Source organism: Pedobacter polaris, from assembly GCF_005116505.1.
Classification (GTDB): Bacteria; Bacteroidota; Bacteroidia; order Sphingobacteriales; family Sphingobacteriaceae; genus Pedobacter; species Pedobacter polaris.
In genome coordinates, this window is sequence record NZ_SWBR01000001.1 from 806,479 (window position 1) to 829,559 (window position 23,081).

Genomic DNA, 23,081 nt, shown 5'->3' on the forward strand with positions numbered 1-23,081 from the left:
TAATTGCAAAGATATTAATTTTTAAGGTAAAAGCCCATAATGACTTAGTAACTGTTAACTGCAAATTGAGAACTGTTTTGGGCGTTTTAACACGCTTTCCGCTATATCTTTTTGGCTATTTCTTTGAAATAGAATTTATTGAAAGCCAAAAAGGATGCCGCTTCAATCGTTAACGCAAAGCCATCTTACACTAAACACCCGAAAAACAGTCTTTAGAGCAGGCTAAAGCTTACATTTTGATAATGTAATAAAAAAGTTACTTATCTACTAATCAATTAGTATTGTTATTAATTAATTAGTAGTACATTCGTTATATAATTTATGGAGATGATAAAACTAGCAAAAAGAGAAGAGCAAATTATGCAAGCGTTTTGGGATGTAGAAAAAGCATTTATTAGAGATATTATTCCAATGCTGCCAGAGCCTAAGCCTCATTACAATAGTGTTGCAACTATGGTGAAAATTCTAGAAGAAAAAGGGTTTTTGGGTCATGATGTAGTTGGTAATATGTTTTGTTACTTCGCTTTAGTTAATAGAGAAGAATACCAAAAGCATGCGTTAAAAGATGTGGTAAGTCAGTATTTTGATAATTCTTATCCCCGCATGTTAGCCTTTTTTGCAAAAGAACAAAATCTATCTGAAGAAGAATTAACAGAAATCGTAAATCTTATTAAAACTAAAAAGCCATGATTTTCTATGCCTTAAATGTTGCACTAATTTTAGCCGGATGTTTCCTGTTTTATAAAATATTGTTGCAGAAAGAGACCTTCTTTCCATTAAATAGATTTATTCTATTAGGCTGTTTGTTTCTATCTTTTAGTTTGCCTTTAATTCCTGTTCCACAACAATGGTCTTTTAGAAAAGCAAATACGGAGATATCAATATTTGAGGCTAATGCACCATCTGAATCTAAAGAACAGGCAGTAAAACCAGCAACAACCCAAACAGTTCAATCAACGGTTTCACAAACGCCAAAAGAATCATTTTTTAAAGATGTTTCGCTACTAGATGTAGTAGTTTGGGCATACTGGCTTGGTGTTGCAGTTTTTGGCATTAATTTTTTATTTCAGCTTGGCATTTTATTGTACAAAAGTTATTCTAGACCATTTATTCAGGATGGAAGATTTAGAATTGTTGAACTTTCTGGTGAGCAGGCGCCATGCTCATTTGCCAACAATATTTTTATCAATCCAGATAAATACGATTGGGATACTTACAGCCAAATCATCATCCATGAAAAAATACATATCCAACAAGGCCATAGTTACGATATCATTTTAGCAGAATTGGCATTAATCTTTCAATGGTTTAATCCATTTGCTTGGTTTTATCGAAAAGCAATGGAAGATAACCTAGAATTTTTAACTGATAATGAATTGCTAGAACACTCAAACATTGAGCCTTCAAGTTATCAAATGAGTTTGGTAAAGGTTTCTGCACCAAACTTTCCAGCAAGTTTAACCACAAATTACAATCAATCTATTCTTAAAAAAAGATTACTAATGATGAACTCAAAAAAATCAAATATTAACTCTACATGGAAGTATCTATGTATTGTTCCACTATTGCTCGTATTTGTTTCTTTATTTAACGAGCCTGTCGCTTTTGGAAAATCAGCTAAAACAAATGCAAAAAGCAACAATAAATTTATGCAAGTCTCCAATAAGGGAACTTGGTTTGCAACCATAAAAAAAGATAAAATAAGTATTCGTTTCGAAGACGAAGAAAGCAATAATAACTACAGCAATAATGATTTTTTAATAACTGAATTTAAAAATCTGCCAACTACCGAAAAAGGAACATTTTCATTAACCAGAGAAGCTGGAACAATCCAATTTACAGGAAAGTTTGAAGGCAATGCCGGAATGGGCAACTATGAATTTAATGCTGATGAAAGCTTTTTTGCTTTTCTAGAAAAAGAAGGAATTAAAGCAAATAAAGAGAAAGATGGGATGGTTTTTTACATGGTGAAACTTAAAAGAGACTTTATCAAAATGCTTAAAAACCAAGGCTATACTCAAGTTTCAAAAAATGATTTAATTCCGCTTTGTGCAATGAATGTTACTGGCGAATACATTTCATCATTGAAAAATGCTGGATTAGATGATCTGTCTCTGCAAAATATTATTCCTCTAAAAGCTTTAGATGTAGACGCTGCGTTCATAAAAGACATTAAAAGTTCTGGTTATAACAATATTACGGCAAGTAAATTAATTACTTTAAAGGCTCAAGGCATTGATGGAGCGTTTTTAAAAGCAGCTAAAAATGCCAGTAATGAAAGCGATAATGCTGGGTCGGTAGCAAAAGCAACTAAAGCTCCAAAAATTAATACCAGAACAGATCACAAAACCAATGAGTACAATGATGAAGATGATGATGAAGAGTTAGGAATGGCAATTGCTAAAAAGGCAATGAACATTACACCAGCATATATAAAAGAATTTGACGCAGCAGGTTTTAAATTCTCAGATGATGAACTATTGGCAATGAAAGCTTTAGGTATTACGCCAGAATATTGTAAAAGCTTTGATGTACTTGGGTTAGGAAAATTATCATCTGAATCATTTGCTGCCATGAAAGCCCTCGGTTTAACTGCAACAGATTACAACGAGTATAAAAAACTTGGTTTTAAATCCTTAACTATTGAAGACGTTGTGGGTGCAAAAGCCACAGGAACCACTCCAAAATTTATTTCAGAGTTGCAAAAGAAAGGATATAACTATACCACTATCAATAAATATGTAGAAAAGAAAGTGTTGTTCTAGCACATTCTATATAAACAGAAATATTAAAAGCCTCTACTGCTCATAAAATAACTACCGGTATTTTATATGGAATTGCTTTGTCCGAATTTTAACAAGAAAAATATTTTTCTCTTCGTGCAACATTCCACTGCATATAGGAGTCTTATCCCTAACAAACTATACAAATGAAACTAATTTTAAGCGCTCTAATTATTGCATTCTGCATAACAAGTAGTTTTGCCCAAACTCCTGTAAAAAAGAAATTAGCTGCACAAAGAACAACCACAAGTCCGAAAATAGATGGCTATTTAGATGATGCCGTTTGGAATAGCGCTCCAATTGCTACAGATTTCATAGAATTAAGACCAGTTCCTGGTCGTGTAGAAACAAAAGAGGGAAGAACAGAAATAAAATTTTTATATGATGATTATGCTATCTATGTTTCTGCAAGAATGTATGATAAACCAGATAGCGTTGTACATGAGCTGGTAGCAAGGGATAATATTGGTAATGCTGATTTTATTGGTGTGGTATTCGATACTTTTTTAGATGGAGTAAATGGCTATGGTTTTTTTGTTACCGCAGCAGGTGTTCAGTTTGATGCTAAATATTCATTAATTGGAGATGAAGATCCAAGTTGGAATGCAGTTTGGGAAAGTATTGTTAGGCTAGATGATAAAGGTTGGACAGCTGAAATGAAAATTCCTTATTCGGCGCTACGTTTTTCGAGCAAAGATATACAGAACTGGGGGATGAATATTACGCGTAAACGTACAGGAACAAATCGCCAAACTTTTTGGAATTACGTTGATCCAAAAGTGAATGGATTTATAAACCAAAGCGGCGTTTTAGAAGGTTTTAAAAGTATAAAAGCACCTTTGCGATTGTCTTTTTCTCCTTATCTATCTACATTAGTTACTAATTATCCTTACAATACACCCGGAGTTAAAAATACACAGGCAACTATAAATGGCGGTATGGATGTGAAATATGGTATTAACCAAAGTTTTACGCTAGACATGACGTTGATACCAGATTTTGGTCAAGTGCAAAGCGATTATAGGGTTTTAAACCTTACCCCTTTTGAAGTAAAATTTAATGAAAATCGTCAGTTTTTTACTGAAGGAACCGAGCTATTTAACAAAGGAGATTTATTTTACTCGAAAAGAATTGGATCTATTCCATCATACTTTGATAAAAGTGGTTTAAAATCTACCGACAAAATAATTAAGGATCCGCAAGAAGGAAAAGTATTAAATGCAACAAAAATCTCTGGGCGTACTTCTGGTGGATTAGGTATAGGTGTTTTTAATGCCATTACCAATAAAATGTATACTGAGGTCGAAGATCAATCGGGCAATAGAAGTAGATTTATTAGCCAACCTTTAACGAACTATAACATTATTGTACTAGATCAAACCCTAAAAAATAACAGTTCGGTAAGTGTAATTAATACCAATGTACTAAGACAAGGGAGTGCTTATGATGCGAATGTGAGTGCAGCTCTTTTCAATTTTAATGATAAAAAGAATGCCTATTATATTGATGGCGCAGGTAAAATGAGCTACGTTACGGCAGATCCTGTTAAGGAAAATAGAAATGGCTACAGTTATGAATTGAGCTTGGGTAAGAAAAGTGGAACATTTACCTTTAAGTATGAGCAAGAGTTTTCTGATACTCGTTTCGATCCATCTGATATGGGCTTTTATACCAATAATAACTTTTTTGATCAATCTTTAAATTTTGGTTATAACGTTTATAAACCAGGTAAATGGTACAATTCAATTGAAGCATGGACAGAAGTAGAGTATTCGAGAAGATTTAAGCCAGGTGATTATCAAAGTTTAGGTATTTTTCCCGGAGTATGGGTTCAATTTAAAAACCAATGGTCTGTAGAGTTAAATGCAAATTGGATCGCAGAGTCTAATGATTTTTATGAATCGAGGAATGGACAAATTTATAAAGCTCCAGAAAGCTCCAGAGTTGGAATATTTGTTAACCCAAATAGGGCAAAAGCGTATAATTTTGGCGGAAATGTTACTAGAAGAAAGCTAAATCTATTTGATGGTGTAAACTACAACTTTTACTTTTTCCAAAATTTAAGAGTAAGTGATAGATTGGCTTTTGGCTTAGACCTTAATTTTAGTCCTAGCTATAACTTTGTGAACTGGGTTGGTTTTAATGGGGCTCAATCGGTGTTTTCTAGATATGACAGAAATACGGTAGAGAATACAATGGATGCTAAATATAGTTTCAGCAACAGAATGGGTATTCAGCTAGGAGTTAGACATTATTGGTCTGATAGAAGAAACAAAGAGTTTTTTGGCTTAAATAATGCGGGCGGATTAGATTCTTATACTGGTCCTGCTTTGCAAAATGTAGATAGAAATTATAATGTATTTAATATAGATTTAGTGTATTCTTGGGTTTTTGCACCGGGTAGCGAGTTAAGTATAACTTATAAAAATGCAGCAGAAACAAATGAGAAATTCTTAACAAAAAGATACAATAGAAATTTTAGCAATATAGTTTCTGGACCACAAAACAATAGCTTATCTATTAAAGTATTGTATTATATAGATTATTTGAATTTAGTGAAGAAAAAGAGTTAATTAGTATCATTCGTTCATTGGGAATATTTGACATTATGATTTCTGAAATTGCTTCAGTGAAAATCAGCAATTTGTGGAAACTTAAAAGGTTCTGTGTAATCAGCGTAAAGAATATTATGGCAGATGCCCGCAGATTTAAGGTGTAGAAAGGTACAGGTTTTGATTAGTGAAGATATTGAATATTGTTACTTCGTTTTCCTCTTTTGCTTTTTAATAAATACAACAGCCAAACCACAGATAACACAAATAATGAAGTGCCCTAAGTAGTAAATCCAGTCTAAATGAATGATTTGCTTATCCCAATAAATTTTTATTACTAAGCTGGCTATTGTTAGGAAAAGGCAAAAGAAAAATCCTTGTAGAAAAGCTTTTAAATTAAGGTTCATAGGTAAATATTTAATATTCTTTAGGGTTGGGGGTTATCTAGGAAATGCAAAGACCAATCCTAAAGCTAAAGTTTGTGAACCCTGTATTTTCAAATCAGTATCTCTATCATACAGGCCAACACCTGTTATAGAAACATTCATGAAACGATTAATCTTTGCAATTACACCAACATCTAGCCTGTGGTCTATATGTCCAAAGTTATCGTAGGGAATAAACATATTGTACTTAGTTTTTAAGGTTACATTAGTAAATATTTCCTTTTCAAAGTTGGTAACGATTTGAAATGCCAATTCGTTTCTAATTTTTTTGCCAACTTCAACACCAAAATTTTTCGGATTAGTTTTATAAAGTGTGGTATCTAAAACAAAAGTTTGACGGGCCGTACCTGTACCAATTCGTGTAGAAAAAAACTTGCTAGGTTTATACTCAAAACCGATTGATTCTGTTAAATAACCAGGTGACATGAATTTGGAAAGCAGATTTTCTTGTTCATTTCCTTGCGCATCTCTGCTATAAGAAAAACCCTTATCAAACTGAGACTCGAAGTTAAGGGAACCAAAGAAATACCAGTTTTTAGAAAGTTGTACAGCAGCTTTGTTGTCCCAATAAATTCGGTCGGTAGTTTTCTTTTGCAACTGACTTTTATTTTTCACCTTACCGTATTGCAAAATTACTTCGCTTGCATAGCTATAACTTTCTTTACTATATTCTGTCTTGTAGTTTACCAAGCCACCAATAGCCAAAGAATTTACCCCACCACCTTTCCAATTGTCGCTAAATGCAGCTTGATTAATATTAATACCTACAGAGGTTTTAGTTTTCCAGTAATTTATTTTGGCGTTTACTAAAGCAGGGCTCAAATCAACAGGTTTAAATTGTAAAACTCCCATTCTAGAAGGAAGTGGGCTACGTTTTAACTTAATATCTAAATCTTTTGTAGGAATCGGAATGGTATCTACCTCTTGGGCAGCAAGATTTAATGTAAGCGCAATGAATACAAAAAAGGTAAGCAGTAAATTTTTCATTTGTATTGCAAATAAAAACAAAAATTATGCGGAATAAAAATTTATCCAATTATACCATGTTCTATTGGTAAGATAAGTCAAGTCTTTTTCGAAGTAATATGCTTCCTTTTCAAAAGAGATATTAAAATAGGCTTTGTGATGATTTTTGTACTTAACAAGATTGAATAGATAGTTAATCAGGTACAAAAAATAAAAGGGAATGATCAACAGTTCAAGCTGTTGCTTTAAATGAATTCTCTCATGATTAATTAAAACAGCATCTTTTTTTTGAGCCTTGTCTTTTAGCAAGATGAATGGAAATATTGCCATCGCATTTACTGATAGATTAGGCAATATGATAAACCAAAATCTCATTGATTTTGATAACTAAAATTTGGCAAAGTTACTCTTGGCAAGCTAGGTAGTCGAAAAGCGCTGGGGTTTCTTTTGTAAGAAGCATAACTGTTTTTTACAAATTGTACAAAAGCATAATCTGATGCAGTTAAAACAAACTGATATGTTGGGCGGTATTGCAGCATGAAATCTTTAAGTTCTGTATCATTAGCAGCAACAATTGCTCTTACATAATCTGGTCTAAATCGATAATCTATAATTGCTTCGTGGTAATCTTTCTCTAAAATTGCTTGCAAGTGGCGAGCATTTTTTCCAGACTTACTTAGCAGGTTATAAATAGCATCAATTCCTAAACCAACACCTCTTGGCCCTATGTTCAATAAGTCTTTTGAACTGCCTTTATCAATGGCATATTTATAATCTTGTAATTTTTTAGCATATTGTTCTGCTGCAGTTGGTTGCTTGCCAAATATTTTAACCTCTTTTAAGTTAATAGCTAAAGATTTTAACTGAAATAGGATGGCGCTTTGCCCCTTATAAACAACGGTATCCATTCCGTAACTACTCAAAGCAGCAAATAGAGTATCTCCTACTTTAGCCTTTATTGTAAATTCGCCTTTAGTGTTGTTATACAAACCTTCGTCTGTTGCAGGATTGTAAATGTAAACTTTTGCCAAACGCAACTTATTATCTTTATCTATTACAAAACCCTGCACAGGTTTATTTTGTGCAAAAAGCTGTATGCAACAGAAAATAAAAAATAATAGAAGTGCCGAAAATTTCATTTGTTAAGCAAAACTACAATTTAAGTAATTAAACCTTAGCTATCTTAACATTATTTAACTACCAATAGTTTTTGGCCAATTTTAATGTTATTATCTATCATTTTGTTTAAAGCCTTTAGTTCATCAATTGTTAGTTTATAAAGTTGAGAGATTTTAAATAAAGTATCGCCCTGCTTAACTGTATAATAATTATCCGTTGGCGTTGTAGTTCCGGCTGTGGTTGGTGGGTCTTTTGGTGCAACATCTACAGGGGTAAATTTTTTCTTTTCTACCGGGATATTCGCATTTATCTCTGTAAAAACCTTATCCTCACGAGCAATTTTTTCTTTTTCAGATTCTGGCGAGTCATATTGGTTCAGCTTATATTTTTCTATAATCCCAATAACCATGTCTGCATATTTTGGATTGGTTGCATAGCCAGCACTTTTTAATCCGATTGCCCAATTTTTGTAGTCATTTTTATCTAACTCAAATAGAAAACTGTAGCGTTTGCGTTTTAAAAATGCTGAATGGTCTCTGTATGATTCTCTGGCATCTTTATAAACTCTAAAACAGTCATTATTTTGATCATCATCTTTATAATAGGCCTTCCCCTTCCAGTCTGCTGTACATTTTATACCAAAATGGTTATTTGCATACTTTGCCAAACTACTACTACCACTACCAGATTCTATAATGCCCTGAGCTAAAGTAATACTAGCGGGAATGCCATTACTATTCATTTCTTCTATGGCCACTGCTTTAAAAGCATCTATATAAGTTAATGTAGTATAGGTTGTATAATTAGGATTTTCTTTGTTTGCTGCCTTTTCAATTTGCTTATTATTGCGGCTATATTGTCTTGATTTGCAAGCGCTTAAAAATAGAACAGCAATAACTAAAACGAGCGTAGTGTTTTTCATAATTTAATTTTTTGTCCAGGTTGTAGCGTAGCTGATTTTAAGTTATTCTTTTTCATTAATGCTGCAGATGTTGTTCCAATTCGTTCTGCTATTTTATTTAAATTGTCGCCCTTTTTAATCGTGTAAAAAGAAGTTTTCTTGACAATAGATGATCTCGATTTTCGGCTATTTACTACAGCTTTTCTCTCTAATTCAACAGCAGGAATAACCACCTCAATATAATCGTCTGGTCTTTCGTCATACTGATAAAGTTCATACTTTTTAATTAAAGCAATTACTTGCGCAGACCAAGTACGACTATGCGCATAACCACCACGTTGAATTCCTCTTGCCCAGTTTTTATAATCATATTGATCGTATTTTTCAAAAAGGATATTGAAATAGCTCCTACTATGTAAAAAAGAAACAAAGTGATTGTATGAAGAATCTACTGTAGGGTAATCGCGATAAGCAGAGCGAATTTCTGTACTGTTATTACTGCCTTTAACGCCAAAATGATTATTCAAATAACGGGCAATTTTACTTTTACCTGCAGCTGATTCGTGTATAGCAACTCCAAGAATGATGCTCGCAGGTATTTCATGTTCCCGCATCAGCTCTTGTGCATGGTTTACATGTTCTGCTATGTAATCTTCGGTAGATTGTGCCTTAACAAAAATAGAGGTTAATAATAGAATGAATAAAGTAATCGTTTTTTTCATTGTTAAATTGTTTTATTGCTCAATTGCTGGTTTGCACCAAATAAAACCACTAACTGATAATTGCCAATTGAATTATTTTTTTCTTATTACAAAAAGCCCATCTCGTACTGGTAAAATTAATTTCTCAACTCTTTTATCTGCAGCAATTTGGTCATTAAAATTACTAATGTTTTTGGTGTCTTTATCTTGTGCATCATCCAACACTTTTCCACTCCATAGTACATTATCTACAATGATAATTCCACCCGGTCTTACTTGGTTGAAAATCAAATTATAATATGTGCCATTGTTTTTTTTGTCAGCGTCTATAAAAACAATATCGAAAATCTCTTCATTTAAAGTTTTTAAGCTGAGTTGCGCATCACCAATAATGTATTTTATTTTATCATTTAATGCAGATTTTGCAAAATTACCACGAACCATATCCTCTAGTTCTGCATTAATATCTAGTGTGTAAATGATCCCATCATTTGTTAATCCTTCTGCTAAACACAAAGTAGCATAACCGGTAAAAGTCCCAATTTCTAAAATCCTTTTAGGGTTGTTCATTTTACTTAACAAACTTAAAACCCTGCCTTGATAATGCCCACTTAACATGCGGGGCATTAAAACTTTAAGATGGGTTTCTCTATCTATTTGCTGAAGCAATTTATCTTCAGGTTCACAGTATTTTAAGAGTAAGTTTTGTAATTCTTCGCTAATCATTGTGTTTATAAACGGTGTTGTTCCATAAAATATTGCAAAATTATAGTGGCTGCAATGGTATCTACTCTTTCCTTATCTCTTCTATCACTCTTTTTTAAGCCGCTTTCCATAATGGTACGCTCTGCCAATTTTGAGGTAAATCGTTCATCAATCCAATATTGAGGTATAGTAGGGAAATTCTTTTTTAACAGTGTGGCAAAGCCTTTTGCATGTTGTTTAGAGTCAGATGGTGTGCCATTCATCTGTATCGGATCGCCGATTACAAAACCTTCAACTTGCTCAGTAAGCAAGTACTTTTTTAAGAATTCTAAAATGTCTTTGGGATGCACAGTATCCAAGCCTGTTGCAATAATTTGTAAAGGATCTGTAACGGCAACGCCGATGCGTTTAGTGCCATAATCAAAAGCAAGGATACGAGCCATATCGCCAAAGATAAGACTTTTAGCGAAACAGGATTTTTTAGCCTGTTTAATCATTAGGCCTTTTTCATAACTTAACTATTTAATCCGTCATTCTCGTTAAGCGGGAATTGTAAATGCAACAAAAGGATAATCAGCACACATAGATATGGTGCACAAATGTATTACGATGCCCAGTCAAGCTGAGCATGACGAGTTATGAAAGAGGCCTAGTAATCCTTATAAGTAATTTTCTCCCTTTTAAACTGATGTTCGGGAATTCTTTTGAGCAAGTTAGTTGCTGGGTCTACATAAAAAGTAGAAGATTGAGAATTAGGAAGCTTGACAGGTTTTCCGTTCCAAGCGCCATAAACATTCCCTTCTTCATCAAAACTTACATTTGCTCTTGGTTCAGCATACCAAAAGATACATTCTTTGTATTCATTTAAATATTTAGGCTGAATGCGTTTTATAAATTCAGAATAAATAAAATCAAAATCTTGGTCAACATAGTTGTTCAACCATTTTTTAACCAGTCCTGTATCTAAAAATGATTTTGAAGTTTTAACACTTTCCCTTAAGGGGAGTTCATTTAACAAATTCAAATCAGCAACTCTATCATCGGAGTAATCACCTTTAACTTTATACTTCGATTTAGAACCAGATGACTTTCTAAGCAACCATTTTTCTTCCTTCATTTAGATTAACTGTTTAGATTAAAATCGTCATTCCCGTGAAAACGGAAATCTTAATGCGTGTAAATTACTAATTTTTTGCATTACGATACCCAATCGAGTTGGGTATGACGGATTAGTGATTGGTCACCAACTGAAAACTGACTAAGATCCAGCCCTGTTAATTTCATCTCCAGCACCACCAGTAGAGCGTTTAGCCGCTTTAAGTGGCTTGCCAAAGCGATAGCTAAAACCAACGTTTAATACTTGGCTATCCCTCCATAAAATGAAATACTCACTAGCTCCCGGAAAATCCGTTACGCCTTCCATAGATTGGGTATAGAAGATGTCACGACCTGTTAATCTTATTGTTCCTTTTCCTTTTAAAACAGTTTTAGCTAAGCCTGCTGATAATTGCCCGGTTGGTGATAATAATTCTTGCAAGTCATTGCGGTTTTTGGTTGTATAAAAACCAGAAATTTCACCATTTAAAGTAGTACTAATTTTAAACTGATTATTTAAACTGGTATGCAATTGCTTAATTGAAGATTTATAATCAACATTTTGGTAACCACTTAATCTTTTATAATTGAAATTGCTTTGCGCTATTAAAGACCACCATTTGAAAGGTGAAACTTGCAGTGAAATTGAAGCACCAAGGTTATGCATTTGCCCAACATTACCTTCAGTATAAACTAAAATATCATTTCCTTCTGATAAGAATAATTGAGAGAAATAGTTTTTGATATTGCTATAGGAAATGGTAGTTGTAAGCATTTGTTTGTATGAGTGGCTTAGCTCAAAATTGTAAGTATATTGTGGTAAAAATGCAGGATTTCCCCTCTGGTAAGTGTATTTATTAATGATAAAAACGAAAGGATTTAATTTTTGATAAGCTGGCCTATCAATTCTTCTGCCAGCAGTTAATGAAAATGAGTTTAAAGAATCAACATCATATGATATAAAACCAGATGGAAAAAAATCCTGATAAGTTTTATTAAAAATGCTCCCAGCTTGAATGACATTACCTAATTGATTAGCTTTATAATGCGTGTTTTCATAACGAATGCCAACCTGATAACTTATCTTTTTTAGCTTTTGCTCAATGCTCGTATAAACGGAGTTGATATTTTCTTTGTATAAAAAGTGATTGCTTTTGTATAAATCTGGCTGCCAAACAGTACCGTTAAACTTGCTGTAAGCTGCAGTATTATCGGTATTAATTACAGATGATTTTAGCCCTACTTCTAACCTAGCTGTTTTACCCAACTGTGCGGTATAATCTGCTTTGGCAGCAAATATTTCTAATTCTGAAGGGATAAGACCCCTTGACCCTTGGTTATAAGATACAGTTCCTGTACGGATATTATTAAAGGCCTGATCATTATCTACACTATATTTTAAATAATCTACATCAAACCCAATATCTTGTGTTTTATTAATGTTATGACGACCATAAAGGTTTACAGAACCATTCTTTAATTTAAAATCGGAAGTGCTATAAGTAGAAATTGCGGAGTCTACCACATTTGTTGGGCTTAACCAAGTTGCAATAGCATCACTTTTTCCATCTCTTTTTACTAAAACACCAGAGAGTGTTACACCAAAAGTTGTTTTTTCTGATGCGTAAAAATCTAATCCAGTTTTTAAAGAGTTATTTTTTCCAATGTTTCCTAAATAAGATGGTTGATCTAGTGATGCAGTAGTAGCACCCGAATTGTCGAAATATTTACGCAGGGCATAAATGGAGGTGAAGCCTTTATTGTAATTAAAACCATAATTTAAGAAGGTGTTAAACATTCCTTTTCTATAATTTAATACTAAGGAGTTGTTGTTCTTGATGTATTTTCCTTGACCAACATTGGTTAAAAAGTTACCATTAAACCCTTCTTGTTTGTTCTTTTTGGTTTTAATATTAATGATACCTGCATTTCCACTTGCATCATATTTTGCAGAAGGACTTGTAATCAGCTCAATTTGGTTAACTTGAGAAGAACTCATACTACTCAAAAGGTTATTTAATTCAGTTCCTGATAAATAAGTTGGTTTATCATCAATCATTACTAAAACACTAGCCTTGCCTTGTAAACTAATTCCACCATTTTTATCAACCATCACCCCAGGAGATTTTTCTAAAACTTCTAAAACAGTTGTGCCGGCATTGGTTATAGATGCATCAACATTCACTACTGTTTTGCCATTAGTTCGTTGCACAAAGGGCTTTCGGGAAGTAACAGTAACTTCATTTAAGTTTTTAGTAGTAGCATTTAAGTTTACTGTTAGGGTTTTTGCAATAGGGCTCTCGAATCCTGTTGTTTTGTTGTTATGGCCTACTGCAATTACCGTTGCCGTATACTTTCCCGCTGCTCCAATTTGAAAAAAAGCTACACCTTTTACATTTGTAATCGCCGCTTTAAGTAATGCTTGCTGATTGGCTTTGCGTAATTCTACAGTTGCATTTTCAATGGGTTTTTGTTGATCGTCTAAAACGGTAATACTAAAATCTGAGTTTGCGATTTGAGCTTTTAAAACCCCATTGCTGGCAAAGCAAACGGCTATAAAAACGAATTTAATTAGAAGTTTCATTTGTGTGTTTGTTAAAAATATTTCTTAGTGTTTGCATGTTTCAAACATGGCAATTACTTATTATTTGCTGTAATAGGGTTTTCATTTGGGCTACCTGTTCAGTATCAATGTTTTTTAAAGCTGCAGCTCTGTTCTGTTTGGCGATCTCATTCACATCAATGGTAATTTTTTTGCCGCTTTCGGTTAAAGTTAAATTTACTCTTCGTCTATCTAAGGCATGAACTGCTCGGTTTAAATAACCTGCGTTTACTAAGAGCTGAATAATTCGAGTAATAGATGCGTTATCCTTAAAAACAATTTTACTAATATCATTTTGTGTAATGCTTGGATTTTCGGCAACGCTTTTTAAAATCAACCACTGATCTATCGTAATGTCATACCCAGCTTTGCGCACATTACGTTGCGAAAACTGATTGTAAGTTCTAAAACACTTGTCTAGAGTGTAAAGTAAGGTGTCGTTTAATTTTTCCATGCCATACAAAAATAAAAATGTCTAATCAATAATTGATATATCAACTAATATTTTACAAAGTGAAAATTCTATTACCTTAATCTTTACTCCTTGCTCTTTATTCTTTTCTCCAAACAATTTCTTATTTTGCACCAATGCAGTTTAAAGAGATTATAGGTCAGGAAAGCTTAAAAGAACATTTGATACAAACCGTTGTAGAAAACCGGGTTAGTCATGCTCAATTGTTTTTATCAGCAGAGGGAAGTGGTGCTTTGCCGTTAGCAATTGCCTATGCTCAATACATTAATTGTCAAAATAGAACAACTACAGATAGTTGCGGCGGATGTTCGTCATGCCGTAAATATGAAAAATATATCCATCCAGATTTACATTTTTCTTATCCATTTTTTGCTTCAAAGGATGTAAAAATTGCAGTAGATGTACTCGAAGAATGGAGAAGTATGCTGCTAGAAGATCCCTATTTCGATTTGGATATTTGGCGCTCAAAACTTAGTGCAGAGAATAAACAGGCAAATATTAATATTGCTGAGTGTCACGACATCATCAAAAAATTAAGTTATAAAGCTTTCGAAGCCGACACTAAAGTTTTGATCATGTGGTTGCCAGAATTTTTAGACAGGGAAGGGAATGCATTGCTAAAAATTATAGAAGAACCACCTGCAAATACCTTGTTTATTCTGGTTGCCCAAAATCAAGAACAAATTTTATCAACTATTTTGTCACGTACCCAAATTGTTAAAATACCCAAATTAACAGATACTGACATTGAAAATTACTTAATTGATAAATCGCAGTTATCAGAAAATCAGGCTACTGAATATAGCTTTTTGGCCGATGGGAACTTAATAGAGGCAAAGGCGTTATTGAATGATACCCCAAATAACAACGCCAGTTATTTTGCAGAATGGTTACGGATGGGATTTGGAAATAAAGTACCGGCAATGATTGCTTTTACAGATACGGCTGCTAGCTGGGGAAGAGAAAATCAAAAGAACTTCCTAAAATATGGGATTAATTTTTTACGTGAATGTAGCTTATTATTAAGCGGGGCTGATGATTTGGTGAAATTACCACATCAAACACTAGAGGTAGCGGTAAAATTAACAACGCATGTATTAAATTTAGCAATGGTAGAAGCACTAATTAATGAATTGGAGCAAGCGCATTACCACATAGAACGCAATGCGAATCCTAAAATTCTGTTTTTAGATGTATCTTTACAATTAGTTAAAATAATTAAGTTTAAATCGCTCCCTAAAGGGACTCAATATATATACAATTAATATGGGATGTGGAAGTTGTTCAACAGGAGGCGGTTGTGCCCCCTCTGGCTGCAAAAGTAATGGTTCATGCCTTACTGGAGGATGCCAAAAAATGGAAGTTCACGATTGGCTATCAAATTTGGATATGCCTTCCAATTATATACCTTTTCAAGTTGTTGAAGTAAAATTTAAAGGCGCTAGAAAAGAATTCTTTTTAAATAACGATAACATTTATCTTGAAATAGGAGAACTTGTTGCTGTAGAAGGCGCAACTGGCGGATATGACATCGGACATGTTTCCTTAACAGGTGAATTGGTGCGTATGCAGATGAAACGCCGAAAAACTCCATTAGATCAAGTTACCCGCAAAATATACCGTAAGGCTACAGAAGCTGATGTAGATAAATGGAAATTGGCTAAAGATATGGAATGGGAAACCATGCATAAGGCCCGTACTTTAGCGCTAGATTTACGTTTATCTATGAAAATTAGTGATGTAGATTATCAAGGTGATAAAACTAAAGCAACATTTTTTTATACTGCAGAAGGTAGAGTAGATTTTAGAGAGCTGATAAAAAAAATGGCGGAGACATTTCGTATCAGAATTGAAATGCGTCAAATAGGAATGCGCCAAGAAGCTGGTCGTTTAGGCGGTATTGGCTCTTGTGGCCGCGAATTATGCTGCTCTACTTGGTTGACTAACTTCAAAACAGTTTCTACTGCTGCGGCTAGATATCAAAACCTTTCTTTAAATACATTAAAACTTGCTGGCCAATGTGGTAAGTTAAAATGCTGTTTAAACTATGAATTAGATACGTATTTAGATGCTTTGAAAGATATTCCGGATCGTATCGAATCTTTGCAAACGGAAGTAGGTGTGGCTCGCCATCAAAAAACAGACATCTTTAAAAAGCTAATGTGGTTTAGCTATGCTAATCAAGAAGATTGGATTCCGCTTAAAGTTGACCGTGTAAAAGAAATCATGGCAATGAATAAAAAAGGTGAAAAACCAGTAAACTTAAAAGATGAAGCGGTTGAATTAAAAACAACTACAATTATAGAAAAAGTACACGATTACGAAAATGTGGTTGGTCAGGATAGTTTAACACGTTTGGATGAAAGGTCTAAAAACCGTAATAACAATAACCGCAATAAAAGTGGTAATCCGGGTAATAAAAACAACAATCCAAACCAAAGAAATGATCGTAACCCAAACCGTAATCCACAAGCTACAAACCCTAACCAACAAGCTAAACCAAACCAACCGATAAAGCAAAATGCGCCAAAGCCACAGGGTCAAAAGCCCAATAAGCCTATTAGTCAGCAAAAAGCTAATCCCCAAGTTCAAAAACCAGTAGTAGAAGGGGCTGAACAAGTACCAACAGAAACAGCACCAAGAAACAACAACAAAAACAGGAATAGAAACAAAAACCGCAATAAAAATAAACCTACTGATCAAACCCCAAACCCCTAAAAAAGGACTTATTAATAGCTTAAATGAATAAACTAAAGTACATTTTGCCAGTATTGGCGATGGTATTTATGCTTACAGGTTGTTTTAACGACAACTTGGTTGATACGAATGAAGCGGTTGCGGCAAACAGTTGGACTTACGCTAAAAGTGCGAAGGCAACAATAGAAATTAAAGATGTTAACCAAGCTTATGATATCTATTTTAAGCTTCGCAATACAGCAGATTATCGATATTCAAACCTATTTGTACTGGCACACATTAAAGGAAATGGATTAAATAAAACCACTCGTTATCAATTTAAATTGGCACGAGCTGATGGGGAATGGTTGGGAAAGGGCTCTGGAGATATTTATACTTCCGATTTTTCGTTATTAACTGATTATCGCTTTGCGAAACCAGGTAAATATGAAATAGAAATAGAACAAAACATGCGTGATAATCCTTTAATTGGCATAAGTGATATAGGGATAACCGTAACTAAAAGCGAATCAAAATAATACCCAGTTTTAGGTATTTAGAATCACATAGACTAGCTGTACTTTAATCAATACAAATCAGAAAATAAGGAACTATAAAATGAAAAGATGTATTTGGGCTGTTTGCCTTCTATTTATAAGCCTAAGTGCTAGTTCAGAGATTAAATTCTTAGAAAACCCAGTGTGGAGTACGGTTCTAGAAAAAGCTAAAAAGGAAAATAAAATGATTTTCTTAGACGGGTATGCAACTTGGTGTGGTCCTTGCAAAAAAATGGATGCAGAAACCTATAAAGATCAAGCGGTTGCTGATTATTACAATGTAAATTTTATCAATGTAAAATACGACATGGAAAAGGGTGAAGGCCCGATGTTGGCAGAACGATATTTTGTAAATGCCTACCCAAATTTATTATTCATCAATCCAGAAGGAGTATTGCTACATAAGGGTGTTGGTTATAATGAAGCGGCTGATTTTGTGACCCTAGGTAAAGCAGCTAAAGACCCTAACTCACAATACTATACTTTAAAGAAAAATGCTATAAACCTAACCAACGCTCAATTTTTAAAATTTGCAGAAACTGCAGTCGCTTTTGAAGATGATGATTTTGACGATTTAAGCAACAATTACCTTTCAAAGCAGGCAGATGTATTGGTTAATAATGACCTAATTAAATTGGTTATGGAATATGTAAATACGCTTCCAGATGAAAAGACTTTAGCATATGTAATCAACAACAAGGCTAAAATTGTAAGCTCAACACTTTACACTAAAGATGAAGTTGAAGAAAAAGTAGTGTCTCTTACATTAGGTTATGCCTTATCTGATGCTGCACAGACTAATCCTGAAGAAATGGATTTTGAGGTTTTAAAAACACTTGCTGAAAAGTACATTCCAGAAAAAGCATTTTTTGTCTATAATTATTTCAAAGTACAATTCGCTATAAATGAAAAGAAAATAGATGATGCTGTTGCTACGCTAGATGTAATTTTAAGTAATGTGCCAGATAAAGTAACTTTTGATCAGGCTTGTAATGCGATGATGAATATAGCACCAATTTTGGCAGAAGAAAGTAAGTTGGATGCTTCCTTAAAAAAGTTTGAGGCTATAAAGTTAATAGGAGAAAACGTTAAAAATGCTTACATGAAAAACTATGTTAAAGCAATTATTTATTTAAAAGGCAAAGACTTTGTAAAGTTTAAAGAGATAGCAAATTTAATGATAGCTAATGCAGATACACCTGAGTCTGTAAAAGCAGATCTTAAAACTGCTATAGAAAGAATGAACTAATCCTTTATTTTAGCTAATGAATTTAAATGGTTGGTGTTTCGCTAAACATTTTTTGTTTAAAGCAAAGGTAGCAATTGTTCAAGCGCCATCCCTCTACTTCCTTTTAAAAGCACCAAACTATCTTTAACTGGATTTGCTTGTAGATGCGCTTTCGCCTCTACTGGGCTAGGGAAAAAATGCCCAGTAAATTCATCTTTAAAAGCATAGAAACTTTTACCTATAAAAACTAATGTATCAATCTGATGATTCGATGCAAGTCTCGCTACCATTTCATGCTGCTCTGCTGCTGCTGAACCTAATTCAAACATGTCTCCAATTATGGCTGTTTTATGTTTTGCATTTAAGGTTTTTAAATTATTTAATGCAGCGGTCATGCTACTCGGGTTGGCATTATAAAAGTCACAGATTACAGTATTGCGCTCAGTTTTGGTTAATTGAGAACGATTATTTGTTGGAAAGTAGTTAGCTAAACCATTGTTAATTTGTGAGGGTGTTAATTCAAAGAAATGACCAATACAAATAGCAGCTAAAATATTCTCGAAATTATAGGTTCCAGTTAAGTTAGCCTTGGCTTGGTAAGTTGCTGCATGTGTTGCCCATTCAAACTCAATTAATGGGTCACTGTGTTTTAACTTTCCACTAATGGTATTTTCTTTTTCTGTGCCATAATAAACTACTTTATTTAAATCCGCTGCCTCACTCATTTCTAATAAATAAGGGTTGTTGCGGTTGATAAAAGCAAAACCATGGTGCGCTTTTAAATAAGCAAATAATTCTGCCTTGCCTTTTTTAACACCTTCAAATCCACCAAATCCATCTAGGTGTGCCATGCCAACATTGGTAATTAAACCGTGAGTTGGTTGGGCAATCTCACATAAAAATTCAATCTCTTTTTGGTGATTAGCTCCCATTTCAATTACAGCAATTTCTACATCACTCTGTATAGAAAGAATAGATAAAGGAACCCCAATGTGGTTATTTAAATTCCCTTTGGTAGCAAAAGTTTTAAATTGCTCTGCAAGTACAGCTCTAATTAATTCTTTTGTAGTGGTTTTACCATTGCTTCCTGTTAAGCCAATAACCGGAATGTTTAACTGTACCCTATGGTGTTTTGCCAAATCTTGCAAAGCACTTAACACATCTGGAACTAAAATACAATTTGAGTTTTTCGCGAACACTTCATTGTCTATAATTGCAAAAGCTGCACCCTGAGTTATCGCTTTATCTGCGAATGTATTGGCGTCGAAATGCTCTCCTTTAAGTGCAAAAAATAAACAGCCTTCAGTAATGGTTCTTGTATCAGTACAAATTACAGGATATTTTAAAAAATGTTGGTAAAGCTGTTCTATTGTTGTCATTGCACAAAGCGGATAATATTCATCGTAAAATTACAAATGCAAAGACAAATACAACTATTCTTTTTAGTATTATTGATAAATATTCAATCCTGTATGAAGAATTACCTGCTTTCCCTTCTGTTTTTAAGTTTTGCCACTAGTACTGTATTTGCGCAAGCCCCATCGCCAGATGAATTTTTAGGTTACCCTTTAGGCAGTCGTTTTACACCACACCAAAAGGTAGTAGATTATTTTAAAAAAGTAGCATCAACCAATAAAAATATTCAATTACAGGTTTACGGAAAAACATACGAGGGGAGAGAGCTGTTGCTTGCTATAGTTTCTGACAAAGAAAATATAGATAAGCTAGAGCAGATTAGAACCAACAATATAAGTTTAGCCAATGCAGAGAAAAATGCTGTAAGGATGAGCAAACAGCCAGCAATTTTATGGTTAAGTTATAATGTGCATGGCAATGAAGCTAACTCAACAGAAACAGCCATGAAGGTTTTATATACTTTGGCTCAAGCAAAAGACAGCAACACCAAAGCATGGTTAAAAAACACAGTTGTGATTATAGATCCATGCCTAAATCCGGATGGTAGGGATAGATATGTAAACAACTTTAACATGGTAAGCGGAAAAGTTCCAAATCCAGACCCATCTGCTCGCGAACATAGTGAACCTTGGCCGGGAGGTAGACCAAATCACTACTACTACGATTTAAATAGAGATTGGGCTTGGCAAACACAGATAGAAACACAACAACGATTAATTGTTTACCATAAATGGATGCCACAAGTTCATGTAGATTTTCATGAGCAAAGTTACAATGAACCTTATTATTTTGCACCGGCAGCAGAACCAGTTCATCAGGATATTACACCGTGGCAAAGAGAATTTCAAGTAACTGTAGGGAAAAATAACGCCAAATATTTTGATGAAAATGGGTGGCAATATTTTACCAAAGAAAGATTTGATTTGCTTTATCCATCTTATGGAGACACCTATCCACTTTACAATGGTGCAATTGGAATGACTTATGAGCAAGGAGGGATTAGAGCCGGCCTTGCTGTAATTACGATAGATGGAGATACGCTAACTTTAAAAGATAGAATAGACCATCACTTTGCAACCTCTATGGCAACCATAGAAACGGTAGCTACACATTCAGAAAAACTACTATCAGAGTTTAAAAAATACTTTGAGCAAAGTGTAGCCAATCCACCTGGTCTGTATAAAACTTATATTGTAAAGGCACAACATATTTCACGGTTACGTAAAATGGCCGAATTGTTAAAAAAGAACAATATTGCTTTCGCTTTTGGTGCCGATAGAACTTTAAATGGCTACAATTACGAAACACAAAAGCAAGAAAGTTTTAAGGTAGAAAGAAATGACCTAATTGTAAATCTGCAGCAGCCACATGCAACTTTGGCTAACGTATTATTTGAGCCACAAACCTTTGTTACAGATTCTAATACTTATGACATTACAGCTTGGTCTTTACCTTATGCCTATGGTTTAAATGCCTATGCCGTTAAGGAAGCAGTGTCGGGTAGTTTTTCTTTCATTGAAGAGAAGAAAGAAGTAGTGCCAGTAATAAACAAACCCTATGCTTGGGTAATGTCATGGAATTCGATGTTAGATGCGCAAATGCTAGTTGCATTGCAAAAGGAAAAAGTTAAGGTTCGAATAGCGGAAGAAGGTTTCACAATAGGTGCAAAAATTTATCCTGCTGGCTCATTGCTAATCTATAGAACAGAAAACGAAAGAAACAATAGAGATTTTAATAGAGTAATGGCAGATGTTACTAAGAATTTTAACGTTTCATTATATCCTATTGCAAGTGGCTATGTAGAAAAAGGCAAAGACTTTGGCTCATCTGTATATAGGCTATTAACAGCCCCAAAAATCGCGGTGGTTACTGGTCAAGAAGTTTCATCACAAGGAGTAGGTGAAATTTGGCATTTCTTCGAACAAGAATTAAATTATCCGGTAACAATGATAAGTGCCCAAAGCGCTGCTTATCTAGATATTAACAAGGTAAATGTATTGATATTACCTGACGGTTCTTATAACGATAAATTAGCAGAACAATTGACAAGTTGGATCAATTTGGGAGGGAAATTAATTTTAATGGAGGATGCAATAGGAGCTATGATCGGTAAAAAACCTTTTGATATTAAGAAAAAGGAATACCCTAAAAAAGATGAAAAAGAAATCAATGACCGTAAGTATGCTGAAAAGGATAAAGACGATTTGCAAAACTCAATCCCTGGAGCTATCTATAGAGTTTCTTTAGACCAAAGCCATCCATTAGCATTAGGTTTAGGCAAATTTTACTATACCCTAAAAACGGATGAAAAAATTTACGAACTACTAGAGGATGGATGGAATGTAGGTACTTTAAAGGCAAATAGTTACGTAGCTGGTATTGCCGGAGAAAAAGTAAAGAAAAAACTAGCAACAGGTTTGCTATACGGTGTTCAACAATCTGGTAAAGGAAGCATTATTTATTTGGGTACAGATGTCTTGTTCCGTTCTTTCTGGGAGAATGGAAAACAAATGTTTACGAACGCACTTTTTTTAGTGAATTAACGGCTTAAGTTTCGGCTTTTTTAAACGCTATTTTTCCTTTAAACTTACCTAGCAAAATCTTTAATTTTTAAACTATTTAAGACCACCACATTTTAACTTTTTAAAGTTAAAATGTGGTGGTCTTTTTTTTGTAATTCAATTTTTGTAGGCTAACAAAAACGACCCCTAAGTATATGAAAATATAGTTTTAGTTAAAAAAAAGTCGTTAAAATCAATGGAATTTCTTTGTAGTCAAATTGAGGTAATTTATTTGTTTTAGCTGATTATTTTCTGCACAATTGCTTCAACTAACTAAAGTTTTAACTAAAAATTTATTGCC

Annotated in this window: 19 protein-coding genes; 8 read left to right on the top strand and 11 right to left on the bottom strand. The window is 33.9% G+C overall.

The genetic code is table 11. The features are described from left to right. Positions 1-327: 327 nt before the first annotated feature. The 3 genes from FA048_RS03630 to FA048_RS03640 all read left to right on the top strand — a co-directional run bounded on the left by FA048_RS03630 (position 328) and on the right by FA048_RS03640 (position 5,356). Positions 328-690, top strand: coding sequence for a BlaI/MecI/CopY family transcriptional regulator (locus FA048_RS03630; RefSeq protein ID WP_136838845.1), 363 nt, complete (start codon positions 328-330; stop codon positions 688-690). Next, a complete protein-coding gene (locus FA048_RS03635; protein ID WP_225872466.1) occupies positions 687-2,765 on the top strand; it encodes a M56 family metallopeptidase in 2,079 nt (692 codons plus the stop codon). The genes FA048_RS03630 and FA048_RS03635 overlap by 4 nt, the downstream gene beginning before the upstream one ends. Before the next feature lie 164 nt (positions 2,766-2,929). Further along, positions 2,930-5,356 (top strand): DUF5916 domain-containing protein, encoded by a 2,427-nt coding sequence (locus FA048_RS03640; protein WP_136838846.1) that lies wholly within the window; start codon positions 2,930-2,932, stop codon positions 5,354-5,356. A gap of 419 nt (positions 5,357-5,775) precedes the next feature. Here FA048_RS03640 and FA048_RS03645 read toward each other — a convergent pair whose 3' ends face one another. From FA048_RS03645 to FA048_RS03690, 10 genes are all read right to left on the bottom strand, one after another. Next, positions 5,776-6,768, bottom strand: coding sequence for a DUF3078 domain-containing protein (locus FA048_RS03645; protein ID WP_136838847.1), 993 nt, complete (start codon positions 6,766-6,768; stop codon positions 5,776-5,778). A 24-nt stretch (positions 6,769-6,792) separates the two neighbouring features. Continuing rightward, entirely contained in the window at positions 6,793-7,122 is a 330-nt protein-coding gene (locus FA048_RS03650) for a hypothetical protein (protein WP_136838848.1), read from the bottom strand. After that, positions 7,119-7,886 carry a peptidase associated/transthyretin-like domain-containing protein gene (locus FA048_RS03655; protein WP_136838849.1) on the bottom strand — a complete coding sequence of 256 codons (768 nt, stop codon included), beginning with the start codon at positions 7,884-7,886 and terminating at the stop codon, positions 7,119-7,121. The genes FA048_RS03650 and FA048_RS03655 overlap by 4 nt, the downstream gene beginning before the upstream one ends. A gap of 50 nt (positions 7,887-7,936) precedes the next feature. Next, on the bottom strand, positions 7,937-8,788 hold the full coding sequence (locus FA048_RS03660) for a glucosaminidase domain-containing protein (protein ID WP_136838850.1): 852 nt from the start codon (positions 8,786-8,788) through the stop codon (positions 7,937-7,939). Beyond that, entirely contained in the window at positions 8,785-9,489 is a 705-nt protein-coding gene (locus tag FA048_RS03665; RefSeq protein ID WP_136838851.1) for a glucosaminidase domain and LysM peptidoglycan-binding domain-containing protein, read from the bottom strand. The genes FA048_RS03660 and FA048_RS03665 overlap by 4 nt, the downstream gene beginning before the upstream one ends. A 72-nt stretch (positions 9,490-9,561) precedes the next feature. After that, a complete protein-coding gene (locus FA048_RS03670) occupies positions 9,562-10,194 on the bottom strand; it encodes an O-methyltransferase (protein ID WP_136838852.1) in 633 nt (210 codons plus the stop codon). 5 nt (positions 10,195-10,199) lie between these two features. Beyond that, positions 10,200-10,616, bottom strand: a complete 417-nt coding sequence (gene ruvX / locus FA048_RS03675; RefSeq protein ID WP_136838853.1) for a Holliday junction resolvase RuvX — start codon at positions 10,614-10,616, stop codon at positions 10,200-10,202. Between the two features lie 206 nt (positions 10,617-10,822). Then, positions 10,823-11,290: a hypothetical protein gene (locus FA048_RS03680; protein WP_136838854.1), complete on the bottom strand. Its 468-nt coding sequence runs from the start codon at positions 11,288-11,290 to the stop codon at positions 10,823-10,825. Positions 11,291-11,431: 141 nt separating this feature from the next. Beyond that, positions 11,432-13,852 carry an outer membrane beta-barrel family protein gene (locus tag FA048_RS03685; RefSeq protein WP_136838855.1) on the bottom strand — a complete coding sequence of 807 codons (2,421 nt, stop codon included), beginning with the start codon at positions 13,850-13,852 and terminating at the stop codon, positions 11,432-11,434. A 40-nt stretch (positions 13,853-13,892) separates the two neighbouring features. After that, the gene (locus FA048_RS03690; protein ID WP_136838856.1) at positions 13,893-14,324 is read right to left on the bottom strand and encodes a MarR family winged helix-turn-helix transcriptional regulator; all 432 of its coding nucleotides are present in this window, start codon (positions 14,322-14,324) and stop codon (positions 13,893-13,895) included. A 134-nt stretch (positions 14,325-14,458) separates the two neighbouring features. Between FA048_RS03690 and FA048_RS03695 the strand changes: the two genes are divergently transcribed. From FA048_RS03695 to FA048_RS03710, 4 genes are all read left to right on the top strand, one after another. Continuing rightward, positions 14,459-15,607: a DNA polymerase III subunit gene (locus FA048_RS03695; RefSeq protein WP_136838857.1), complete on the top strand. Its 1,149-nt coding sequence runs from the start codon at positions 14,459-14,461 to the stop codon at positions 15,605-15,607. 1 nt (position 15,608) lies between these two features. After that, positions 15,609-17,060: a PSP1 domain-containing protein gene (locus FA048_RS03700; protein ID WP_136838858.1), complete on the top strand. Its 1,452-nt coding sequence runs from the start codon at positions 15,609-15,611 to the stop codon at positions 17,058-17,060. A 23-nt stretch (positions 17,061-17,083) separates the two neighbouring features. Further along, on the top strand, positions 17,084-17,557 hold the full coding sequence (locus FA048_RS03705; protein WP_136838859.1) for a gliding motility lipoprotein GldH: 474 nt from the start codon (positions 17,084-17,086) through the stop codon (positions 17,555-17,557). A 79-nt stretch (positions 17,558-17,636) separates the two neighbouring features. Then, positions 17,637-18,824, top strand: coding sequence for a thioredoxin family protein (locus FA048_RS03710; RefSeq protein WP_136838860.1), 1,188 nt, complete (start codon positions 17,637-17,639; stop codon positions 18,822-18,824). Between the two features lie 56 nt (positions 18,825-18,880). Here the strand turns inward: FA048_RS03710 and FA048_RS03715 are convergent, their stop codons facing one another. Then, the gene (locus FA048_RS03715; RefSeq protein WP_136838861.1) at positions 18,881-20,182 is read right to left on the bottom strand and encodes a UDP-N-acetylmuramoyl-tripeptide--D-alanyl-D-alanine ligase; all 1,302 of its coding nucleotides are present in this window, start codon (positions 20,180-20,182) and stop codon (positions 18,881-18,883) included. Positions 20,183-20,275: 93 nt separating this feature from the next. Between FA048_RS03715 and FA048_RS03720 the strand changes: the two genes are divergently transcribed. Continuing rightward, a complete protein-coding gene (locus FA048_RS03720) occupies positions 20,276-22,762 on the top strand; it encodes a M14 metallopeptidase family protein (RefSeq protein ID WP_136838862.1) in 2,487 nt (828 codons plus the stop codon). The last annotated feature ends 319 nt before the right edge of the window (positions 22,763-23,081 follow it).